Origin of the sequence: Microcoleus vaginatus PCC 9802 (assembly GCA_022701275.1) — a bacterium.
In the GTDB taxonomy this organism is placed as follows: domain Bacteria; phylum Cyanobacteriota; class Cyanobacteriia; order Cyanobacteriales; family Microcoleaceae; genus Microcoleus; species Microcoleus vaginatus_A.
Genome location: CP031740.1, coordinates 6600194 through 6619292, shown reverse-complemented (window position 1 = coordinate 6619292; position 19099 = coordinate 6600194). Strand labels below are relative to the sequence as shown.

14 protein-coding genes and 4 pseudogenes are annotated in these 19099 nt (G+C 46.9%); 7 read left to right on the top strand and 11 right to left on the bottom strand.

What is annotated here, in order from left to right:
* The first annotated feature begins 332 nt into the window (after positions 1-332).
* A pseudogene (locus D0A34_27345) lies at positions 333-1476 on the top strand (IS4 family transposase).
* Between the two features lie 115 nt (positions 1477-1591).
* Here D0A34_27345 and D0A34_27340 read toward each other — a convergent pair.
* Positions 1592-1981, bottom strand: a complete 390-nt coding sequence (locus tag D0A34_27340) for a transposase (GenBank protein ID UNU22054.1) — start codon at positions 1979-1981, stop codon at positions 1592-1594.
* A gap of 595 nt (positions 1982-2576) precedes the next feature.
* Here D0A34_27340 and D0A34_27335 point away from each other — a divergent pair.
* Positions 2577-2840 (top strand): annotated as a pseudogene (locus D0A34_27335) (IS630 family transposase).
* Positions 2841-3119: 279 nt separating this feature from the next.
* On the opposite strand, the gene D0A34_27330 reads toward D0A34_27335, so the two are convergent.
* The 8 genes and pseudogenes from D0A34_27330 to pdhA form a co-directional block, all read right to left on the bottom strand.
* Complete coding sequence (locus D0A34_27330; GenBank protein ID UNU22053.1) at positions 3120-5312, bottom strand: diguanylate cyclase; 2193 nt, start codon at positions 5310-5312, stop codon at positions 3120-3122.
* A complete protein-coding gene (locus D0A34_27325) occupies positions 5309-5917 on the bottom strand; it encodes a chemotaxis protein CheC (protein ID UNU22052.1) in 609 nt (202 codons plus the stop codon). The genes D0A34_27330 and D0A34_27325 overlap by 4 nt, the downstream gene beginning before the upstream one ends.
* A complete protein-coding gene (locus D0A34_27320) occupies positions 5914-6291 on the bottom strand; it encodes a response regulator (protein ID UNU22051.1) in 378 nt (125 codons plus the stop codon). The genes D0A34_27325 and D0A34_27320 overlap by 4 nt, the downstream gene beginning before the upstream one ends.
* 237 nt (positions 6292-6528) lie before the next feature.
* Positions 6529-7059: a tetratricopeptide repeat protein gene (locus tag D0A34_27315; GenBank protein ID UNU22050.1), complete on the bottom strand. Its 531-nt coding sequence runs from the start codon at positions 7057-7059 to the stop codon at positions 6529-6531.
* A 272-nt stretch (positions 7060-7331) separates the two neighbouring features.
* Positions 7332-7688, bottom strand: coding sequence for a 50S ribosomal protein L20 (gene rplT, locus D0A34_27310; GenBank protein ID UNU22049.1), 357 nt, complete (start codon positions 7686-7688; stop codon positions 7332-7334).
* Positions 7689-7707: 19 nt separating this feature from the next.
* Positions 7708-7905 carry a 50S ribosomal protein L35 gene (gene rpmI / locus D0A34_27305; GenBank protein UNU22048.1) on the bottom strand — a complete coding sequence of 66 codons (198 nt, stop codon included), beginning with the start codon at positions 7903-7905 and terminating at the stop codon, positions 7708-7710.
* Positions 7906-8289: 384 nt separating this feature from the next.
* A pseudogene (locus D0A34_27300) lies at positions 8290-8508 on the bottom strand (clan AA aspartic protease).
* Between the two features lie 276 nt (positions 8509-8784).
* Positions 8785-9822, bottom strand: a complete 1038-nt coding sequence (gene pdhA / locus D0A34_27295) for a pyruvate dehydrogenase (acetyl-transferring) E1 component subunit alpha (protein ID UNU22047.1) — start codon at positions 9820-9822, stop codon at positions 8785-8787.
* Positions 9823-10000: 178 nt separating this feature from the next.
* On the opposite strand from pdhA, the gene D0A34_27290 reads away from it, so the two are divergent.
* The 3 genes from D0A34_27290 to D0A34_27280 all read left to right on the top strand — a co-directional run bounded on the left by D0A34_27290 (position 10001) and on the right by D0A34_27280 (position 14113).
* The gene (locus D0A34_27290) at positions 10001-10237 is read left to right on the top strand and encodes a hypothetical protein (protein UNU22046.1); all 237 of its coding nucleotides are present in this window, start codon (positions 10001-10003) and stop codon (positions 10235-10237) included.
* Positions 10238-10280: 43 nt separating this feature from the next.
* Complete coding sequence (locus D0A34_27285) at positions 10281-12602, top strand: DUF4101 domain-containing protein (protein UNU22045.1); 2322 nt, start codon at positions 10281-10283, stop codon at positions 12600-12602.
* Positions 12603-12910: 308 nt separating this feature from the next.
* Entirely contained in the window at positions 12911-14113 is a 1203-nt protein-coding gene (locus D0A34_27280; GenBank protein ID UNU22044.1) for a glycosyltransferase, read from the top strand.
* Positions 14114-14257: 144 nt separating this feature from the next.
* Here D0A34_27280 and D0A34_27275 read toward each other — a convergent pair.
* Positions 14258-14362: pseudogene (locus D0A34_27275) on the bottom strand (CRISPR-associated endonuclease Cas2).
* Between the two features lie 480 nt (positions 14363-14842).
* On the opposite strand from D0A34_27275, the gene D0A34_27270 reads away from it, so the two are divergent.
* Both D0A34_27270 and D0A34_27265 read left to right on the top strand, forming a co-directional pair.
* Positions 14843-15589 (top strand): dienelactone hydrolase family protein, encoded by a 747-nt coding sequence (locus tag D0A34_27270; GenBank protein UNU22043.1) that lies wholly within the window; start codon positions 14843-14845, stop codon positions 15587-15589.
* Positions 15590-15688: 99 nt separating this feature from the next.
* The gene (locus D0A34_27265) at positions 15689-16588 is read left to right on the top strand and encodes a S1 RNA-binding domain-containing protein (GenBank protein UNU22042.1); all 900 of its coding nucleotides are present in this window, start codon (positions 15689-15691) and stop codon (positions 16586-16588) included.
* A gap of 207 nt (positions 16589-16795) precedes the next feature.
* On the opposite strand, the gene D0A34_27260 is transcribed toward D0A34_27265, so the two are convergent.
* Positions 16796-18982 (bottom strand): sensor histidine kinase, encoded by a 2187-nt coding sequence (locus tag D0A34_27260; GenBank protein UNU22041.1) that lies wholly within the window; start codon positions 18980-18982, stop codon positions 16796-16798.
* Positions 18983-19099 lie beyond the last annotated feature (117 nt).

Below are 19099 nucleotides of genomic sequence, written 5' to 3'. Positions count from 1 at the left end.
AACCCATATAAAAACTACAGAAAGCCTTAAAAGAGAAACAAGGAGATATTAGAGAAATAATTCTGATTATATGATTGCTTAATGATACATAAAATCAAGCTAAGATTGCTAAATTTTTGGGTGGCTCCGTAAATAAGGTGTTTCATTGGTGTATTCAGGGATATCCAGACCATCTAGAAACTGCAACCAGAGGCGAGAATGAATGGAAGTCATAGAAAAGCCCTGGCGGGGTGACAACCCCGCCTGAAACCCAGAGTGAATAAAGATTTAACCCACTTGTGCTAAAAAAAGATAGGCAGCCGAATTGTTACAGGCTAGCCTACCCAACAAAAATGTTACCCACATTCTATCAGACTCATTTACAAAAACAACTGACCCAGGCCCAGTTTATGCTGCTCACAATCTTATTGAATGTGATACAGTCAGAAAAACAAGTGAGATTAGAGAGGCTGGCACGAGTATTTCCTTATCCAATTACCACCGAAAGTCGGCGCCGTAAACTGCAAAGATTTCTGGACTTACCTCAATTAACGATATCACTCATCTGGTTTCCATTGATCGCTTATTGGTTAACAACTTTTTGCTCAGTCGGACAAACTTTATCAGTAGCGATCGATCGCACCCAATGGGGGTGTATCAACCTGTTCACAATCGCCTTGATTTGGCAGAAAAGAGCCATTCCATTATACTGGTGTTTGTTACCCAAATTAGGAAACAGTAACTTACCACAACAAACTCTCGCTCTACAACAAGTATTACCATTATTTAAAGAATATAAAGTTATTGTTTTGGGTGACCGTGAATTTTGTTCAGTAGACGCAGGGATTCTGGCTCAAGACAAGGGGTGTGTCTTTTTGCTTGAGGCTCAAAAAGAATCCTTGTGTCGAAACAGAAAACTTAATCTGGCAACGCTTAGACTCATTAGGAGTAGTACCGGGAACATCTTTGTATTTTCAAGGAGTGAGGGTCAGAAAAAGTCGACCCGTACTAGGGTTTGATATCGCTTGTAAATGGAAAAGAAACTATCAAGGATTGAAAGTAAAAGACGCCTGGTTTATTCTAACTGATTTAGGCTCTTTGCCAGTAGCGATCGCAGCTTATAAAAAACGAATGGGAATTGAAGAAATGTTCCGAGATTGTAAGACAGGAGGCTATAATTTAGAAGGGAGTGGTTTCAAGGGAGACCGACTCATAAAAATTATTTTGTTAATGGCGCTCGTTTACAGCTCAGCTATATTTCAAGGCACTGAAATTCAGAAAAAACAGGTACAAAAATATGTATCTCGCCGTAAAGACAAGCGCCAGAAATACCGTAGAAGGAGCATATTTGGCATCGGTCAGGATGGAGAAGAGTGGGTGAATTATCTCGATCGATATTCGTTAGGAGTCCAAGAGTTAATGAAGTTAACCCGTAATAAACGTCGCTTTTATCAACAGGGTATACGGGCTGCAACCTTGATTAGGTCTAGTTCCTAGGCCTCTTTGTCACCCTCCCAGAGAAAAGCCACAGATAAATAGATAAAAATTTTACAGCATTTCCCGTAGTTATGAGGTACAGTAGCAACAATCAGTAAACCAAATTTTTAAAGGGTTAGGATTCATGTTTGTTGAGGGCAACTGCTATGCTCCTATCAATCATTGCTGGGGTCTTGGGAGCCAATCTTCGCAAAAACGATTTAAGCTGTGAGCACCACATTTCAATAGGATTAAAATCGGGAGACGAGGGGAATAAACAAATAACACTTGCACCTACGCTTTCAATCAGTGGTACAATTGAGGTGAGTTTATGAGCTGGTAAATTATCCATCACTACTACCGCTTCTGACCATAATTGAGGGCAGAAAAACTTCTCAATAAATACGGCCAATGCTGGCTCGTCCATAGAATCATTCATTGTCATTACTGCCATAAATTTCTTCAGGCTAATTCCGCCAATAACTGTGACTTTAGAGCCTCGATAAAATGGCTTGATTCCGACCAACGAATGTCCCTACCTGTGAACGAGCATGAGTCCTAGCCAAACGAGCGCATAATCGCCATTTCATCCAAAAATACGCTTGTTCTGGAGCTCGATATTTTTGATTTTTTCCCAATACTCAACTCTTAACTTTTGGACTCTTTCTGTTCCAGCTTGGCTACTGTACCATGTTTTTTTTACGATTGAGTGCTAATTTTTGTCGCATACCGACACAGTGCCGTCCGACTCACCCAATTTCCCGTTCGCTGTAGCAATAATTCAGATAATTCAACCTGCATTAGCATCGGGATACTCGGCTAAAGCCTGCTCTGACTTCTGCTTCTGCATTAGCCAAATGGCTGAATCGGGGTTTTTCCCTCTTTTTTGGAAGTAAGTTTCCCTCAGTTTGTTGTTGCTCGACCAGTTTTTGAACCAGACTTTTAGTAACCCCAAACCGAGTGGCTACTTTTTTCGCTTGACATCTTTTCTACTAAGTGTGGTGTCACTATTTTTGAACCCAGGTCGAGGGAATAGGATTTCCGACGCTTTGGCTATCAGATATTCCAATTATCAATTGGACCTCATAACATGGTCAAGTGCTGTATCGTCCTGGAAGGTCAGTTTTCATAAGAAATAAGAGTACGTCCAAAAAATTGACACAGAAAGGCCTAATATTCATTGATAATTCCTTCCGCAAGCGAGTCCAGACTATAACTTAATTGAATTGGTGTGACCTTCAACAAAACAATATATTGTTAATCGACTGTATAGATAAATTGAAGAAATAGAGTATTTATTACATCGCCTATTAAATGAAGCAGAGTTGATGATTAAATGGGGAAGAAAAATCACAAACAAGGGTAATTATTGTATCCCAGTTTAAATGCACAACAGCTTATCCAACCCATCCTTCTATTTTGGTGGATTTATCCTTGGTTACCAATATTTGCTTATCCTAATTTATTGCTTGCGTTCAAGGATTTAATGGATACAATAAATCAATTCCCACCCTTTTATTCTTCTGTTTGAACTGGCTTATTTCTTACTTCTTTAATCCGGAAAGTGACAGAAGAGGGAGATCGGGGCTTGGATCACGGGCTTACAATGGCATTTTTTTGGCGGAGTGGTATAACTACTCGGAATCAACAAATATTGCAATTCGTCAAGCGCTAGTGGGAGAGGGTAAATTAGTATTGGGTATAGAAAAATCTACAGGAAGTATCGAAGTGCCTGTCCCATTCGCCTTGCCAGCAGGATCAGGCTGGTAAAGTTGGATACGAGCGCGCCCAAGTCGTTTAGCTTGATAAAGCGCTTGGTCGGCTGCGGCAATCAGAATTTCGGCTCCCGATTCAGATGCAGGAACAATACTCGCTACGCCCAGACTCATCGTGACGTACGGGCTCACTTGGGAACCAGCGTGAGGAAGCTGCAAAGCTGCGATTTTAAGCTGTATGTGTTCGGCTACCATCACGGCGCCTTGAATCGCGGTATTTGGCAAAATAACGGCAAATTCTTCGCCTCCGTAGCGAGCTACTAAATCGGCGGGGCGACTGACTGCATTGCCTATCGCCGCAGCGACTTGCCGCAAACATTCGTCTCCCCCTGGGTGCCCGTAGGTATCGTTGTAACTTTTAAAAGAATCAATATCGCAGAGAATCAGGGACAGAGGCGTTTGTTCCCGGGCTTGTCTGCGCCATTCCATTTCTAAATACTGATCGAATCGGCGGCGGTTTGCTAGCTGCGTGAGTTCGTCTAAAGTTGCCAAGCGCTCTAACTTGAGGTTGGCCGCTTGCAACTGCTGGTAGAGTTCTGCTTGCTTGATGGCGATCGCCAACTGGGTGGCCAGAGAAGACAGCAACTCTACTTCCAACTGCATCCACTGCCGGGGACTGCACTGGTGGGCCATCAGCAGCCCCCACAACTCGTCTCCTTGCACTAAAGGCACTACCAAATAAGCTCTCACCGCGAATTGTGCGAGCAAGTCAATTTGATATTGTGGCAAATCGGCGGCCAAGACATCAGCGATCGGTCGGATAGCTCGATGTTGGTACGCTTCGAGATAGAACTGGTCAAAACAGAAATTTTCCAGGGTTTCCCCCAACATCGGCGGGCAGTTGGGAGCTACAGATTCCACTGTCACCGCCCCCGTCGCCGGGCCGGCGCAGAGACTGCCTGTACAGGGGTTGAAGCGGACGATCATCACTCGATCGGCCTGAAGGAACTGACGCACTTCTGTCACTGTCGTGCTGAGCACTTCGCCCAAATCCAGAGACTGGCGGATGTGCTGAGTAATCGTCGCCATCAGCAGTTCTCGTTCGTTCTGCTGCCGCAGCGCCTCTTCTGCCCGCTTGTACTCGGTGATATCTTGAGCGGTGCCGAAAATTTGTTTGGGGCAGCCGTCGGCTGTGCGGGCGAAAACTTGGTCGCGGCAGCGAAACCAGCGCCATTCGCCCGATCGATGTTTGAGGCGATACTCCAACTCCAAAATATGCCCGTCTTGGGTCGAGGGAAATTTTTGCTGGTGGGCTTTGAGCTTCGGCAAATCTTCTGGGTACACCAAACTGGAATACAAAGCAGTTTGCATCTGTAAAATTTCTTGGGGAGTGTAGCCCAGCAATTTAGAAGCTTGACCGTTGACGTAGACGTTTCGCTGTTCGGTCAAATCGTATATGTAGAGCAAATAAGGCGCCGCGTCAGCAATCTGCTGGATGAAATGCTGGCTCGATCGCAATTCTTCCTCTACCCGCTGACGCACTTGCACTTCTTCCAAAGCTTGATCCCGCATTGTGCGGTAAGCTTGGATGCGATGGGTGAGGTCGGTCACGTCTTGAATCACCAGCAGCGCGTAGAACGATGGGGAATTGACCCCCGGCCATATTGATGACGAAGCTGAGGGTGCAGATTCCCTAGACAAAAAAGCACTTCTTGGTGATCCGACTCCGACAGTACCGTCTGATTCCAACTCAAGAGTACGGAGAACCCAGTCTCTAATCTCCTGTTCTTCTATGCCAGCCTCTTGGGCCGGCACAGCAGTTACAGTAGTTTGCTGAATTCGCTGCTGGCCGTCTTGCCAAGTTGCCGGAATCAGGTGTTTGTGAATTTGAGAAGAAAAAATTGTTGGCGGGCCTCCTGCAAAGATTTGCTTGAAGCGAGTGGCATACTTTAACTGACTCAGGTGAGGAAAATGGGTTGTGATCTTTGTTCCCAATATTTGGCTGCGGGGAATTTTAGTCCACTCTTCCAGACAAGTGTTCCAAAACAGCACCACAAAATCATCTTGCAGCAAGCAGGCGCCGACTGGTACGCTGTCGAGAACCCCAAACTTTTCCTTAATACTTTTGCTCTCCTCAATCATAGACCCCCGGCAAGTTGATTGATAGCAGTCAACAAGGTGTCAAAGGAATTAACATTGAAAATAAGAATGATATCTCCTTCAATGTGAAGCCTTTCAATCATGAAACTGGTCTGGGCTAATAAAACAACTGTATCAGTAGCTAAACCGCCAGATATCAGCAAATTAGCAATCGTCCCTTCGCTATAAGTGGGAATTGAGTAGTTCAGGCGCTGCTGAAGTACGTTGCTGATTGCACCCATGACCCCATTAATTACAATATTTCCCACTTCACTCAGCGTACCAATTTTGACTGAATCGAGATCGTGAGTTCCAACTTCTTCGCCTGTAAGCATTGTCACCAGCAGGGCAGCGCTGTTGGTGGGAAAGACTAGCTGGGCAATGCCTCCAAAGGAGCCTGTGAATTTAAGCTGGACAGCGGCAATTTGCTCGCCGTTGAGGTGCTGCTCTAACTCTTCTTCCACGTCGATGGGAGTCAGGATTTGAAGGTAGGGGATTTGCAAGCGAATCGGGGAGTCGATCATGTCGTTCAAAACCCCTGCGGCTTGACCGATCCCGATGTTGACGAGTTCCTGCAAAGCATCGAGCTGTCGAGTGCTTAATTTCATTGGGTGCTCTCCTCGCTGACACTGAGAGCTTTTTTGATCCACCCGATTAGTTCCTCGGAGTTGGGCATTTTGTGAATGACTGCCATGGCTCCGAGTTCCATGCACTCGGAGCGGGTGCTGGCTTGGATGTCTGCGGTAATTACGATTACTGGAATTTTATATCCTCGATCGCGCATGGCTTGCAGGACTTCGCGACCTTCCATTTCTGGCATCAGCAGATCTAAGAGCATACAGTTTGGGGTTTTAGTGCCGAGCTGTTCTAGAGCTTCTGGGCCGCTGGATGCTTCCCAAGTCTCGTATCCTTCTGCTCGCAAGATTTTGCAGATCACCCTGCGAGTCAACCACGAATCTTCGACAACGAGAATTGATGTCACTACGTTCTCCTCCTTCTATTGTTTAGAACTGACCGGCGTTGCAGGTACTGCTTTTATCTTGACAGTAATTTAAAGTGCGGGGACGGTGTGTGATCGAGCTTCACTTGGAATTCCTGTTCTTAAAAACTAACGCATTAATGTGTTGGATAGTTTAGTATCTTGGACTATGTGAAGAAAAAACCCGGTTTCTGAATGAAACCAGGTTTGCGGGATCTCTATTGCTCCTAACATGGGCGCTCAATTATAGATTACCAAACGCTTCCGGAGCGACTCTACTCGCTGTTTGGCCGTGGTATTGTCTGGATCGGAGGCGAGAGCTTGTTCGTAAATTTCCAAGGCTTGAGCTGTTAATTTCTTGCGCTCGTAGGCGTGACCCAGATTATTGAGAGATGTAACGTATTCGGGCTGTAACTTCAGGGCTTCTTTGTAGTGGCGGATTGCGATGTCGTACTGTTCTTGGCCAAAGTGTGCAAAACCGAGGGCGTTGTAAATAACAGCTTGATTTTCTTCGCCTTCTAAGTCTTTGGCTTTCAGGGCTTTTTGAAACAATACGATCGCCTGGGAGTAAAGCTTCTTATCTAGATAGATACTTCCTAATTCGTAGTATTCCTGTGCTGTTCCTTTTTCTACTGTCAGCTTATTTTCTAAGCGTTCCAGAGACATTTCCAGCTTCCGAGTTTTGAGAATCTGGCGCACCACAAACCAGGAAGTGCTGCCGAGTATAGCGAGCAGGACTGACAAGTAAATAATGAGCAAATTACTATCCATGTTTTTCTTAAAATTAGGTAGGTCTGTGGAATGTCTTATTTATTTTAAGGCGCTAGCAATCTCTGACATTTGCCTCTGCAACTGTATAAAAAACAAGGAAATAGCGATCGACAAGCCCGATCGCGATTTCTGAAAAAGCAAGAGTCCAGAAGTAAGAACAAAGAAGGAAAGTTGCTCTTAACCTCCTAAATTGATCAGGAGTTTTCCTTCTCTGGCAGACAGTTAAATCTTTCTTACTTCTGCTTTGTGCCTTCTGAAAATAAACCTAACTTTCAGGCTCCGGCTCGATTAGCCATTTCCACGACTTTACCGAATGTTGCGGGGTCAATGATCGCCATTTGTGCCAGCATTTTGCGGTTGATTTCGATATTGGCTTTTTTCATGTTGCCGATCAGTCTGCTGTAGCTCGTGCCGTGCTGGCGCGATGCAGCATTGATCCGAGCAATCCACAGGCGGCGGAAATCGCGCTTGCGTTTTTTGCGATCGCGATAACCGTTACGCAGGGCCTGCATCACCCGTTGGTTAGCTGTGCGGAACTGTTTCGACTGTGCGCCTCGGAAACCCTTGGCTAATTTGAGAATTTTTTTGCGGCGCGCTCTGGCGACATTACCGCGTTTTACCCGTGTCATCTTTAATTTCCGTTAAACTTTACAAGTATGGAAGCATTAACCGCACGTTAGCATCGTTGGTCTCGTCGATGACGACCAGCTTAGAGAGACGGCTTTTGCGAGCTGAACTTTTGTGCTGTAGCAAGTGGCTTTTGTAAGCTTTGCGGCGCACAATCTTACCGCTGCCGGTCGCTCTAAAGCGCTTTGCGGCTGCTTTGCGAGTTTTGAGTTTTGGCATGGACTGGTGTTATTTGGACACAAGCTTCTACCGTATCACGTTTGTGGTACTTTCTGCAAGGGAGATTTGCGGGTTGAGGGTGGCGCTGTATTTGCTGCGATATACAGGATGGGCGATCGGGTAATCTTACGGTTGTTTGCGGAGTTAACATCTAGTATAAAATGTTATACCGCTGTTCCGGTATAATTAAGGGTTATACCTCTGGGTTATCCGCAGGGTTAATATTTGAAAGCTGCTGGTGAGGCACTATATAAATTAAATTGAAGATGCAACATTAATTATTCGTTATGACGCTTAGAAAGTCCCTTGAAAAAATCATGTTTGAATATCCATTGGTCAGTAACGACGACATCAAAGGACATTCATGTGCTACTTATGTCAGAAATCTTGTGTGCCATCAGCATATTTTGCTATTTCCTGACTCCTAATTCTTAAACCCAGGTGTTCGCAGACTCCTACAGGAATAGCTGTCCGTACTGCACCAGTATCTATCAGTGCTTCTGCTTCGTACACCCGCGACAGATTTGGATTGAGAACTCCTCGACTCACTAAGGCTTCATCAATGGCATTCGTGAGCTTGACTTTGACTCGAACTGCACCCATATTTTTGCTGGCTTGACTTAGATCGCGATCGAGATTTATCCTATCGCCTCTCTTGTCGTCTATAAAGTCTGCCTTTGATTATAGCCACAATTTATGGTGGTAAGGTTCGCAGTGCACACCCTAGAAATAGAGTTTGTACGTAAGTCTTACAGCGTATTCCAGGTTTAGGAAGTGCAGTAGGGACAAAGGCTTTCGCCGTGTCCCTACGGGGTTCTATCACTCTTGTGGGGTGGGCATCCTGACCGCCCTAAACATACAAGTTAAATGCACAACAGCTTACTCATCTTCTGCATAGATAAACCGATACAATTCGCTAGGATCTGGCTCGGCGCTTTTCTCAGCAAAATCGACTGCATCATCAATTACTGCTTGAATTTTATTATCGATCTCTTTCAATTCTTCAGCAGTTGCCAAAGTTCGATCGATCAAATCAGCAGCCAACTTCTTAATCGGATCGCGAGGGAACCAATATTCCTTCTCTTCCTTAGAGCGCAATTCATCAGGATCTGCCAAAGAATGCCCGCGAAAGCGATAAGTCAAAGCCTCAATCAAAGTGGGTCCCTCGCCGGCTCGCGCCCGCGCTACAGCTTCTTTCGCCACTTCCCGCACCGCCAAAACATCCATCCCGTCAACCTCAAAACCAGCCATGCCAAAAGCATGAGCCTTCTTGTAAATCAGCGGATCAGAAGTAGCTCGCTCGTGGGCCATCCCGATCGCCCATTTGTTGTTTTCCACAACATAAATAATCGGCAACTTCCACAAAGCCGCCATATTCAAACATTCAAAAAACTGCCCGTTATTTGCAGCACCATCGCCAAAAAAACAAGCAGTCACGCCATCGGAACTCTCATCCCCCAAAGCTTCGCGGCGGTACTTCGATTGAAAAGCCGCCCCCGTAGCTACAGGAATCCCCTCAGCCACAAAAGCATAACCTCCCAACAGTCGGTGTTCGGCCGAAAACATGTGCATCGAACCGCCGCGGCCCTTCGAGCAACCAGTTTCCTTCCCGAACAACTCCGCCATTACCTCCCGCGCCGGCACGCCCGCGCTCAAAGCGTGAACGTGATCGCGGTAGGTGCTGCTGACGTAATCAGTGTCATCCCGGCGCATCGATCGAATCACGCCAGTAGAGACAGCTTCCTGACCGTTGTACAAGTGGACAAAACCAAACATTTTGCCCCGGTAGTACATCTCAGCACACTTGTCCTCAAAATAGCGCCCCAAGACCATATCCTCGTAGAGCATCAAGCCCTCATCCCGAGAAATGTTTACGCTTTGCGCGTCAAAAACTGGTAAAGTCCGTTCCTGAACCATAAATAATTAATACCCGACGATCGGCTTCCTAGACATCTAAATTTAAACCCAGATGGGACACAACCGCACCAGAAAACGATCAAACGTTTTCTGTGCAACAGTTCACCAATTGTTAAAATGAGTTTGGCAGGCGGGGCGGATTGCCGGGACTCGGAGAGCCAACTCCCATCTAAACCCCATGCAAACGAATGATATAATTCCATTACTCTCAACCCCGAAAATGCTCAAGAGTCAAACAACTCATTTAGCTGACGGGAAGTGGGCCTTTGCATTTTCCTCACTGTACAACGCTGTAGAGGGAAAAAAATCAGAGTATCTCTACGGCAAGTCCAACATACCGTCAATGGGGCGGTTGGAAGCCAACACCAGAATTTTTGATTTGGTTTGCGGGAGTATGTCACTTAAGATAGGCTAATTCAGTTGCTAGCGCTTTGGGGAAGTGGACAGTTCTTTAACTTATGTTAATTCCACTAGATTACTACCGGATTTTGGGTCTACCGATTCAAGCTACTGCCGAACAGTTGCAGCAGGCTCACCGCGATCGAACTTTACAACTTCCGCGCAGGGAGTATTCCGAAGTTGCGATCGTCGCCCGCAAACAACTGCTCGATGAAGCCTGCGCCGTTCTGTCAGACTCAGAGGGGCGCAAAGCTTACGATGCCAGTTTTTTAGCCAAAACTTACGATCGAGAGTCGGAAGCCGCACAGGAAGCCAAGCACCAGAGGTCAAAAACCTCAGCCGGCACGGCCACCTTCCTGCAAGACACAGGAGAAACCGCTCCGCCAGAGTCCAAGGCTTTAGAGGCAGCTCCCGACCCCCACACTCCAAGTATTGAAATCGATGACAACCAATTCGTAGGAGCCCTGCTCATACTGCAAGAACTGGGGGAATACGAACTCGTACAGAAGCTGGGTCGCCCGTATCTTAACAATGGCAGCATCGCGATCGCAGAAGGTCGTTTCGGCGACCCTCAGCTCGTGAGGCCAGATATAGTTTTAACCGTCAGCCTTGCCTGTCTAGAACTCGGCCGCGAACAGTGGCAGCAAGGTCAGTACGAAAATGCCGCAAAATCATTAGAAGCAGGTCAAGAATTGCTGCTGCGCGAAAGCCTATTTGCAAGCGTGAGGGGTGAAATGCAAGCCGATATATACAAACTCCGTCCGTACAACATTTTAGAGCTATTATCACTCCCTGAAGAAAAAGTCGCCGAGCGTCGCCGGGGACTGCAAATCCTGCGAGAAATGCTTCAAGAACGAGGCGGTATCGACGGTTCGGGAGATGATCGATCGGGTTTAGGAATAGAAGATTTCCTCCGGTTCGTGCAGCAAATGCGTAAACACCTAACCAGCAGCGAGCAGCAGGCGCTCTTTGAAGCCGAAGCCGGCCGCCCCTCTGCAGTCGCCACTTACCTCTCGGTCTACACCCTGTTAGCCCAAGGATTTGCCGCCAGACAGCCATCAATGATCCGTCGCGCCAAGCTGATGCTGATGCAGCTCGGTCGTCGCCAAGACGTTCACCTGGAAAAAGCCGTCTGTTCCCTGCTGCTGGGCCAGACAGAAGAAGCCAGCAGAGCCCTCGAACTCAGTTCGGAAAAAGAACCCCTGGCCTTCATTCGCGAACATTCCCAAGATTCACCCGACTTGTTGCCCGGACTGTGCTTGTACGCCGAACACTGGCTACAAGAAGAAGTGTTTCCCCACTTCCGCGACTTGGCCAACGAGTCAGTGTCCTTGAAAGACTACTTTGCCGACCCGAAAGTACAAGCTTACCTAGAAGCTTTGCCGCAGGACGCAGAAACCGCCAACGAATGGGTCGTCGTGCAGCCCCGCTCCGGCAAGCTCCCAGGGCGACTGCAACCGACAGCAGGCCGATCGCCCGCTGCCATACCCGCACAGCCACCCACAGCCAAGCAGGGAGCCAGTACCGTCACCTTGACCCCCGTATCGGGCGAGGCTTCCACCGCAGCCTCGGGCGCTAAATCCCAGGCAACGGTGGCCGCGCCGAGCGCTGTTGCCCCCGTCTCTATCCCGATAGCTACAGTGCCACACCCTGCAGACTCGACTTCCAAACAACGCAGACGCCAACATTCAGGGCGCAGCGGAGCAACCGGCAATGGGCTAAAGGGCGATTTGGCCGATCGGGCGCGCACCAAGGCAGCAGAACTTACCGCCCAAGTCAAGTCCATGCCTCCAAAGAGGCTGGCTTTGTTTCTAGTCGCAGGTGTCCTGAGCCTGTTACTCCTGTGGTTAATACTCAGTCTGTTGGCTAGCGCGATGCAAGCCCTATCGGGTCCCTCTCTCCGAGGAGAGCAAGCCCTCGTCCGCCTGGAAGAACCGCCCCTAGAAATCCCTGCCTTGACCGCGGCCCCAGAGCCGAGCGCGGCAGGCGCAGTGTCGGGAGAAATCACTGAGGAATCAGCGGAACAAATAGTTCAAAGCTGGCTGTCGGCGAAAGCAGCCGCTTTGGGCCCCAACCACACTGTCGAAGAATTAAAGCAAGTTCTGACAGAACCGGCTTTGTCTCGCTGGCAATTGATGGCAGAAGCTCAACAGCGAAACAACGCGCACCAGCGTTATGTACACAAGCTGCAAGTTAATGGAGTTAAGACGAATCCGACTAATCCCGATCGCGCCCAAGTAGAAGCCCAAGTAGGGGAAAAAGCCGAGGTGTTCGATCGTTCTCAGCTCGTTTCTTCCCGCAATGAAAACCTGCGGGTGCGCTACGACTTGATCCGTCAAGAGGGACAGTGGCGGATTATGGATTGGCAAGTGATTAAGTAAGGAATTGGTAATTAGTAATTGAGGAGAAGGAGTCAGGAGTCAGAAGTCAGAAGACAGAAAACAGAATTCAGAATACCCCATGCCCCAAGTCAGGGGTAACGGTCACGGAAAGAATTTTTTGTGATTCACGATTAAAATCGCGGGCTTTAAACCTCAATTCTCCATCCTGTCGCACAGAATCCCTTCTGGATTCTGGCTCCTGAATTGTGAATTATTCTTCGGTAATTGGTAATTTCTGCTTGCTAGTTACTAATTACCAATCTCTAATTATTAGTTAAATTTTTAATTCCAAAAGCGGGAGTTTTGAATTGCAGATTATTGTTGAAGGCTGGCGTTTTATTTATCATTCCTATTGCGTAGCCAATCAATTTCAACTGCTGGAAATGCTCGATCGCCCGCGAAGCCAAATTGAGCTTTTCCACCGCGATATGCCTTACATTGACGCAGCTTGGGAGACGAAAATTAGTTTGTTCGATCGCCCAAATGAAACATTACTTCGCAGCATTAAGAGCCCTGCGGTAAATCAGTCAGCCGATGTTACCCTGCGAATGTACTGCCCGTGGGACTTCTCGGCATCCAGCAGCGCTCAAACTTGGGTATTTGCAGCCACAGAATGGGGGATTGTTACCAGTTCAGTATTACAGGCGATGGGTGTTAAGTCGATCGCCCACACCCCCGTTAACTCAGAAACGAAAATTATTACACCTTCAGCTTGGTCAAAAGCCGGCTTAATTCGCAGCGGAGTTGAGGCCGATCGCATTGCCGTTGTACCTTTGGGAGTCGATCCTCAGATTTATTATCCTGCTGCGGGCGATCGGCGTCAATCGCTGCGCCAAAGCTTCGGCTGGTCAAACTATTTTATATTTTTAAACATTGGAGGGCAAACGGATCGCAAAGGTATTCGCCCTTTATTAAAAGCCTTCGCTGCGGTAGTTGACAAATATCCAGATGCGAGATTAGTTTTAAAAGGTTCAGAACTGCTTTATCCGTCGAGAGACGAGATTGCTGAAGCCTGCCGAGTTGTGCTCAACGATGCGGAAAGAGCGAGGGTTTTACCAAGATTAATTTATACTGGTAGCCAGCTATCTTTTGCTCAAATAGCAGAGTTTTACCAAGCAGCAGATGTTTATGTTTCTCCCTATTTGGCAGAAGGTTTTAATCTGCCGGTGTTGGAAGCTGCAGCTTGTGGTTTGCCGGTTATTTGCACTGCGGGCGGCCCTACGGATGATTTTACGCGATCGAACTTTGCACAGCGGATCGAAAGTAAATTTACGGCTGTGGTGAGTGACGGGGAAACCTTATTTATCTTAGCTCCTGAGTGGGAACATTTGACTGATTTGATGCAAGGGGCGATCGAACAGCCTGGAATCGCTGCGAAAGCGAGGGTTGCGGGCCCGGCTTTTGTGGCTGAAAATTTTACTTGGAGGCGTGTAGTCGATCGATTGCTTGAGGTTATGGGAGGAGATAAAAAGAGAGAGGAGAAGTCTATTTTTGAGCCAATTATTTTGTAGTTTCGACGTTTCAAGCCCTAGATGGGGAAATAGGTATTTTCCGGCCTGAGCACAGGTCTACTGCGTTCTAGAAGGGTTAGTTAGATGACTTTGTTCGGCGTGGCGATCGTAACTTAGACTTGAGTCCTAGCCTGCATCAATCTCCTCAACTGGTTGCATGACTTTCTTCAAGGGCGATCGTAAATTACCATACTCAGTCTCACTCAATTCAGCACACTCAAACACACTGTACTACATCCACTGCCCATAAAGGGAAGCTCAAGGAAAAACAAACAACCTACCGCAATATAGCCCTAAAAGACTACTTAAAATTAGCAAAAAACACACAACCATTCCGCCCACCAAAAAGCAAAAAAAATTAAAAAATACTCCCATATAGTAAAAAAATTAGCTCATATTTAACAGCTAATCGAGTTAGACACTTATCTAAAAAATCTCACGAACTAGCCCGATAAAATATTCTCAACCCTAGGTTTGTCAAAATCTATATTTGAGCAAATACCAGACCAAAACTTATATGTTACTGGGATTTAACCCCAATTAATTGCTAGTAGCGATCGACCCCCACTTATTCAGAAAAACCTAAATTTTCAATAAATAGCGAATTTTTATATGCCATATTTGCGGTATTTGCGCTTCGCGGTTCCGAAAAATATTATTGGCGAATTGCCTGAAAATTCCCCAAATTAACTTAAAATCAGTAGAGTGGCATTTACCTTAAAACTACCTATGACAAAAGCCGAAATTAGCACCAAAAACATCACAGTTCCTAACGGGGATTTGCAAATAGCTGCATACCTAGCCCAGCCAGCCTCCCCAGGACAATTTCCCGCAGTTATCGTAATTCAAGAAATCTTTGGCGTCAACTCGCACATCCGTGAAGTTACTGAAAGAATAGCAAAAGAAGGATATGTGGCGATCGCCCCAGCCATTTACCAGCGTCAAGCCCCCGGCTTTGAAACCGGCTACACACCCGAAGCCATCCAAATCGGCAGAGAATACAAAGAAAAAACCACAGCTTCCGAACTTCTCGGCGATATCCAAGCCACCATCGATTACCTCAAAACTCTACCCTCTGTCAAACCAGAAGGTTTTGGCTGCATCGGTTTCTGCTTTGGAGGACACGTCGCCTACCTCGCAGCTACTTTGCCCGAAATCAAGGCTACAGCCTCGTTCTACGGCGCCGGTATCGCCACCCAAACCCCCGGCGGCGGAACCCCCACCATCGCCCGCACAGCAGACATTAAAGGCACTCTCTACGCCTTTTTTGGCACTCAAGACCCCAGCATTCCCTTAGAACAAGTTGACCAAATCGCCGCAGAATTGCAAAAACACAGTATTTCTCACCAAATTTTCCGCTACAATGCCGATCACGGCTTCTTCTGCGACCACCGCGGCAGTTACGACGCTACGGCAGCAGCCGACTCGTGGGTGCAGGTGAAGCAGCTATTTCATCAGCAACTTCAACCAGCTTAGAGAGTGGGAGATGGGGAGATAGGGAGATGGGGAGAGTGGGAAAATTTTTTCTACTGACGACTGCCAACTAAATTACTGACAACTGACAACTAAACTGACATGAATTCCAAATCTACAGGTTCTCAAAGCGCAAAAGCATCCTTTTCAATGGATGATTTTGCTAAAGCCCTCGAACAGCACAATTATGAGTTCCAGAAGGGACAAGTAGTGCGCGGCAAAGTGTTCGAGTACGACTCAAACGGCGCGTATGTTGATATCGGCGGCAAGTCTTCGGCTTTTTTGCCGATCGAAGAGGCTGCTTTGAGAACAGTAACGGATTTGTCGGAAGTGGTTCCGCTGGACGAGGAACGGGACTTTTTGATTATCCGCGAACAAGATGCAGATGGCCAAGTTACCTTGTCTCTGCGGCAGTTACAAATTCAGCAAGCTTGGGAAGATTTAATTGATTTGCAGGAAACCGGTAAAGTTCTTCAGGTGCGGGTTTCTGGGGCAAATAAGGGCGGCGTGACAGTAGATGTTCAGGGAATGCGCGGTTTTATTCCCCGATCGCACTTAGTGGAACGCGATAACCTAGAATCGCTGATCGGTCAATCTTTGAGCGTTAATTTTTTGGAGGTCGATCGCGAACGAGAAAAACTCGTACTTTCCCAGCGGATGGCCACTCAATCGAATGCCTTCAAGGATTTGCAAATTGGTCAGTTGGTGGAAGGAAAAGTCAGCAGCATCAAGCCTTTTGGCGTGTTTGTGGACTTGGAAGGAGTTAGCGGTTTGCTGCACATCAAGCAAGTTAGCCAAAAATATATTGATAACCTTGGAAAGGTGTTTGCTCCCGGTCAACCCCTGAAAGCGATCGTGCTTGACCTCGATGAAAGTCGTGGCCGGATTTCACTTTCTACTCGGGTACTGGAAAATTATCCTGGGGAAATGGTGGATAAAATGGCGGATGTTATGGATACCGCAGAAGAGCGATCGGAACGTGCTCGAAAGACTCTTTCTTAAGTCTTGACGTAATTAGAACCCCATCTACCGGAAACAATAGGAATGTAGGTTGAACCGCAAATATCAGCCGATAAACACAGATAAAATCATCGGTCTTCATCTGTGTCCCTCGGCTAATATCTGCGGTTAAAAAATCCCAATCTAACTAATCTGCTTTCTTCTTGATTCCTAATCAACAGTCAACAGTCAACAGTCAACAGTCAACAATCATTCCGGTGCAACCGGAATCGATATAAGATGACTCGAACTTGTTTCACTCTCCACAGTTGCTTCTACGGGCAAAGAATTTTCCATCTCTAGTGTTTGTTTCGGCTGATAAACTGCCAAGTCGAACCAGAAAGTCGTACCCACATTAACTTCGCTAACTAAATTAATTTTAGTGTGGTGCTTGTCAATAATGTTTCTGACAATAGAAAGACCTAATCCCGTTCCTTCTAAAGTGTGTACTCGGTTTTCTACCCGGAAAAAGCGCTCGAATATTGCTTGTTGGTCTTCAGGATCTATGCCAATTCCAGTATCAGAAATTTCGATCCGCACTACCGGAAAATGTTTGGCATCCGGTGACAAGTTTTGGTTGAGGGAGTGACCGTCTTTGTGGGTGGGCACCTCCGGCTCTAGCAAATACGCTCGAATGGCCACCTTGCCGCCGGACTGAGTAAATTTTAAGGCATTTCCTACTAAATTTGCAAATACTTGCAGTAACAAATCGTAATGACCTAAAGCAGGTGGCAAATACGGGTCAACTTCTTGCTCTAATTCAATGCCTTTATCCTTAGCATTTAACTGATAAGTCCGCAGGGTTTGTTCCACAGCTTGCGGGAGGTCAACAGCCTCCAAGTGATAAACTCGGCAGGATTCCAGTCGCGACAAGTCTAACACGTCGTTAACTAAACGAGTTAGTCGATCGGTTTCTCGATTGGCAATTTCTAGGAATTCCCTGCGCTCGCTTTCTAGAAGGTCTTCTCCGTACTCGTGGAGAGTCTCGATAAAAGATTTGATATTAAATAAAGGTGTTCTCAATTCGTGAGAAACATTGCTGATAAAATTGCTTTTAGCCTCATTTAGTTCTACTTCCCGAGTGATGTCCTGCACAGTCATTGCAATGCCTTTGAGACTTTCCCGGTAATGTCCAGAACCTTGATGCTTCGAGGTTTGCTCGTAGAAAGTACACTCTACAGCTACCGGGTGTTGTGGTTCGGTACAGGTATCTTCCTCATGGCGGATGCAGCTTTTGCACAGCGGTTCCGCCCCTGGCGCTTTGTGCAGAATGACAGTAGTTAAAACAATCCGAATTGTACGGTTAACGGGTTGGCTCATCGAGATGCGAAATTCGCCGCCTTCGCGATCGCCCGCAGCTATTTCCTGCAAAGGTCTAGCCAAGTCCTGCTGCACTTCCGAAGGCAAAATGTTCAGGACATTTACTCCGATCGCCTTTTTGCCTTCCCATCCAAAAATCCGCTTCCCTGTCGGATTAACTAAAATCACCTGCAAGTTTGCGTCTAATAAAAGCGCGCCATCAGCAATCGTTGATACCAAAGTTTGTAACTTAGCTTTTTCTGCTGTCAGCTCTTCAATATTTTGTTCTTCATAACTTTCGAGTTTCTGGGCCATTTCATTAAAACTGCCGATTAACTCGCCCAATTCTCCCCCTAAAGGCAGGTCAACTCGCTGCTTAAAATTACCGGTGGCAATGTTTTTGACCCCGAAGACTAATTGTTTGATCGGCTGAGTAATTGTCAGGGCATTAAATACAGCTCCCAAAATTACCATCACCCAAATAGTGACAAATACTGCTAAAGTGACATCCCTAGTCAGATTTGAAGAGATAACTGCTGCGGGATTTGGGTTAATGCCGATCGCCAAAACTCCCAAATATTTGTCTTCATGAATTAACGGCACAAATACATCGGTAACTTCTCCATCTGGCGTCAAGTGCTGCCGCACCAAAGGCAAAGAAGTTAAATTTCTCGCCTCAATATCGGCGATAAAATTATCGGGAAGTTTGATCTGGCGGCGCAGCGTCAGGGAAGTTTCCACCTCGGATTCGGAAAAGGGTATCCCCAGGAAAATATCCCCCGCTTCGTCTGCGTAAAGCATATAGCGGACACTGAAGGTGCTGCTGTAAAATTGGCGAGAAAAGCGGGCTACTTCGGAGCGATCGTTTTTGGCAATCAGCGGCGCCACATTTGCCGCCAACAGCAGGCCGAGGTCGCGGCCGTAGCGAGTATCGTTAAGTCGGGCGTCTTGCTGGATAGTATTCACGGCCCAGAATGTGAGGCCACTCATAATTAACGACACTACGAGGGTAGCAGCGGCCATCAGGCGGGTCTGGAGGGTAAAATCCGACCACCAGCGGGCAATAATTTCTCCGATTTTGTTTAGTATGGCCAGCATTTCACCAGTTCACCCGTTCAATATTAAAAGCAAGATCAATTCCGTTGGCTCCCGATCAAATTTTCTGCTGCGACTTGTCCGCTACCGCCACCGCAGAGATACCAAACTTCATTGTTA

Bases quoted from the DNA above. Each gene is read 5' to 3' on its own strand.
- D0A34_27330 (UNU22053.1), bottom strand. From the start codon at position 5,312: ATGATTGAGGAGAGCAAAAGTATTAAGGAAAAGTTTGGGGTTCTCGAC.
- D0A34_27325 (UNU22052.1), bottom strand. From the start codon at position 5,917: ATGAAATTAAGCACTCGACAGCTCGATGCTTTGCAGGAACTCGTCAAC.
- D0A34_27315 (UNU22050.1), bottom strand. From the start codon at position 7,059: ATGGATAGTAATTTGCTCATTATTTACTTGTCAGTCCTGCTCGCTATA.
- rplT (UNU22049.1), bottom strand. From the start codon at position 7,688: ATGACACGGGTAAAACGCGGTAATGTCGCCAGAGCGCGCCGCAAAAAA.
- rpmI (UNU22048.1), bottom strand. From the start codon at position 7,905: ATGCCAAAACTCAAAACTCGCAAAGCAGCCGCAAAGCGCTTTAGAGCG.
- pdhA (UNU22047.1), bottom strand. From the start codon at position 9,822: ATGGTTCAGGAACGGACTTTACCAGTTTTTGACGCGCAAAGCGTAAAC.
- D0A34_27290 (UNU22046.1), top strand. From the start codon at position 10,001: ATGCAAACGAATGATATAATTCCATTACTCTCAACCCCGAAAATGCTC.
- D0A34_27285 (UNU22045.1), top strand. From the start codon at position 10,281: ATGTTAATTCCACTAGATTACTACCGGATTTTGGGTCTACCGATTCAA.
- D0A34_27270 (UNU22043.1), top strand. From the start codon at position 14,843: ATGACAAAAGCCGAAATTAGCACCAAAAACATCACAGTTCCTAACGGG.
- D0A34_27265 (UNU22042.1), top strand. From the start codon at position 15,689: ATGAATTCCAAATCTACAGGTTCTCAAAGCGCAAAAGCATCCTTTTCA.
- D0A34_27260 (UNU22041.1), bottom strand. From the start codon at position 18,982: ATGCTGGCCATACTAAACAAAATCGGAGAAATTATTGCCCGCTGGTGG.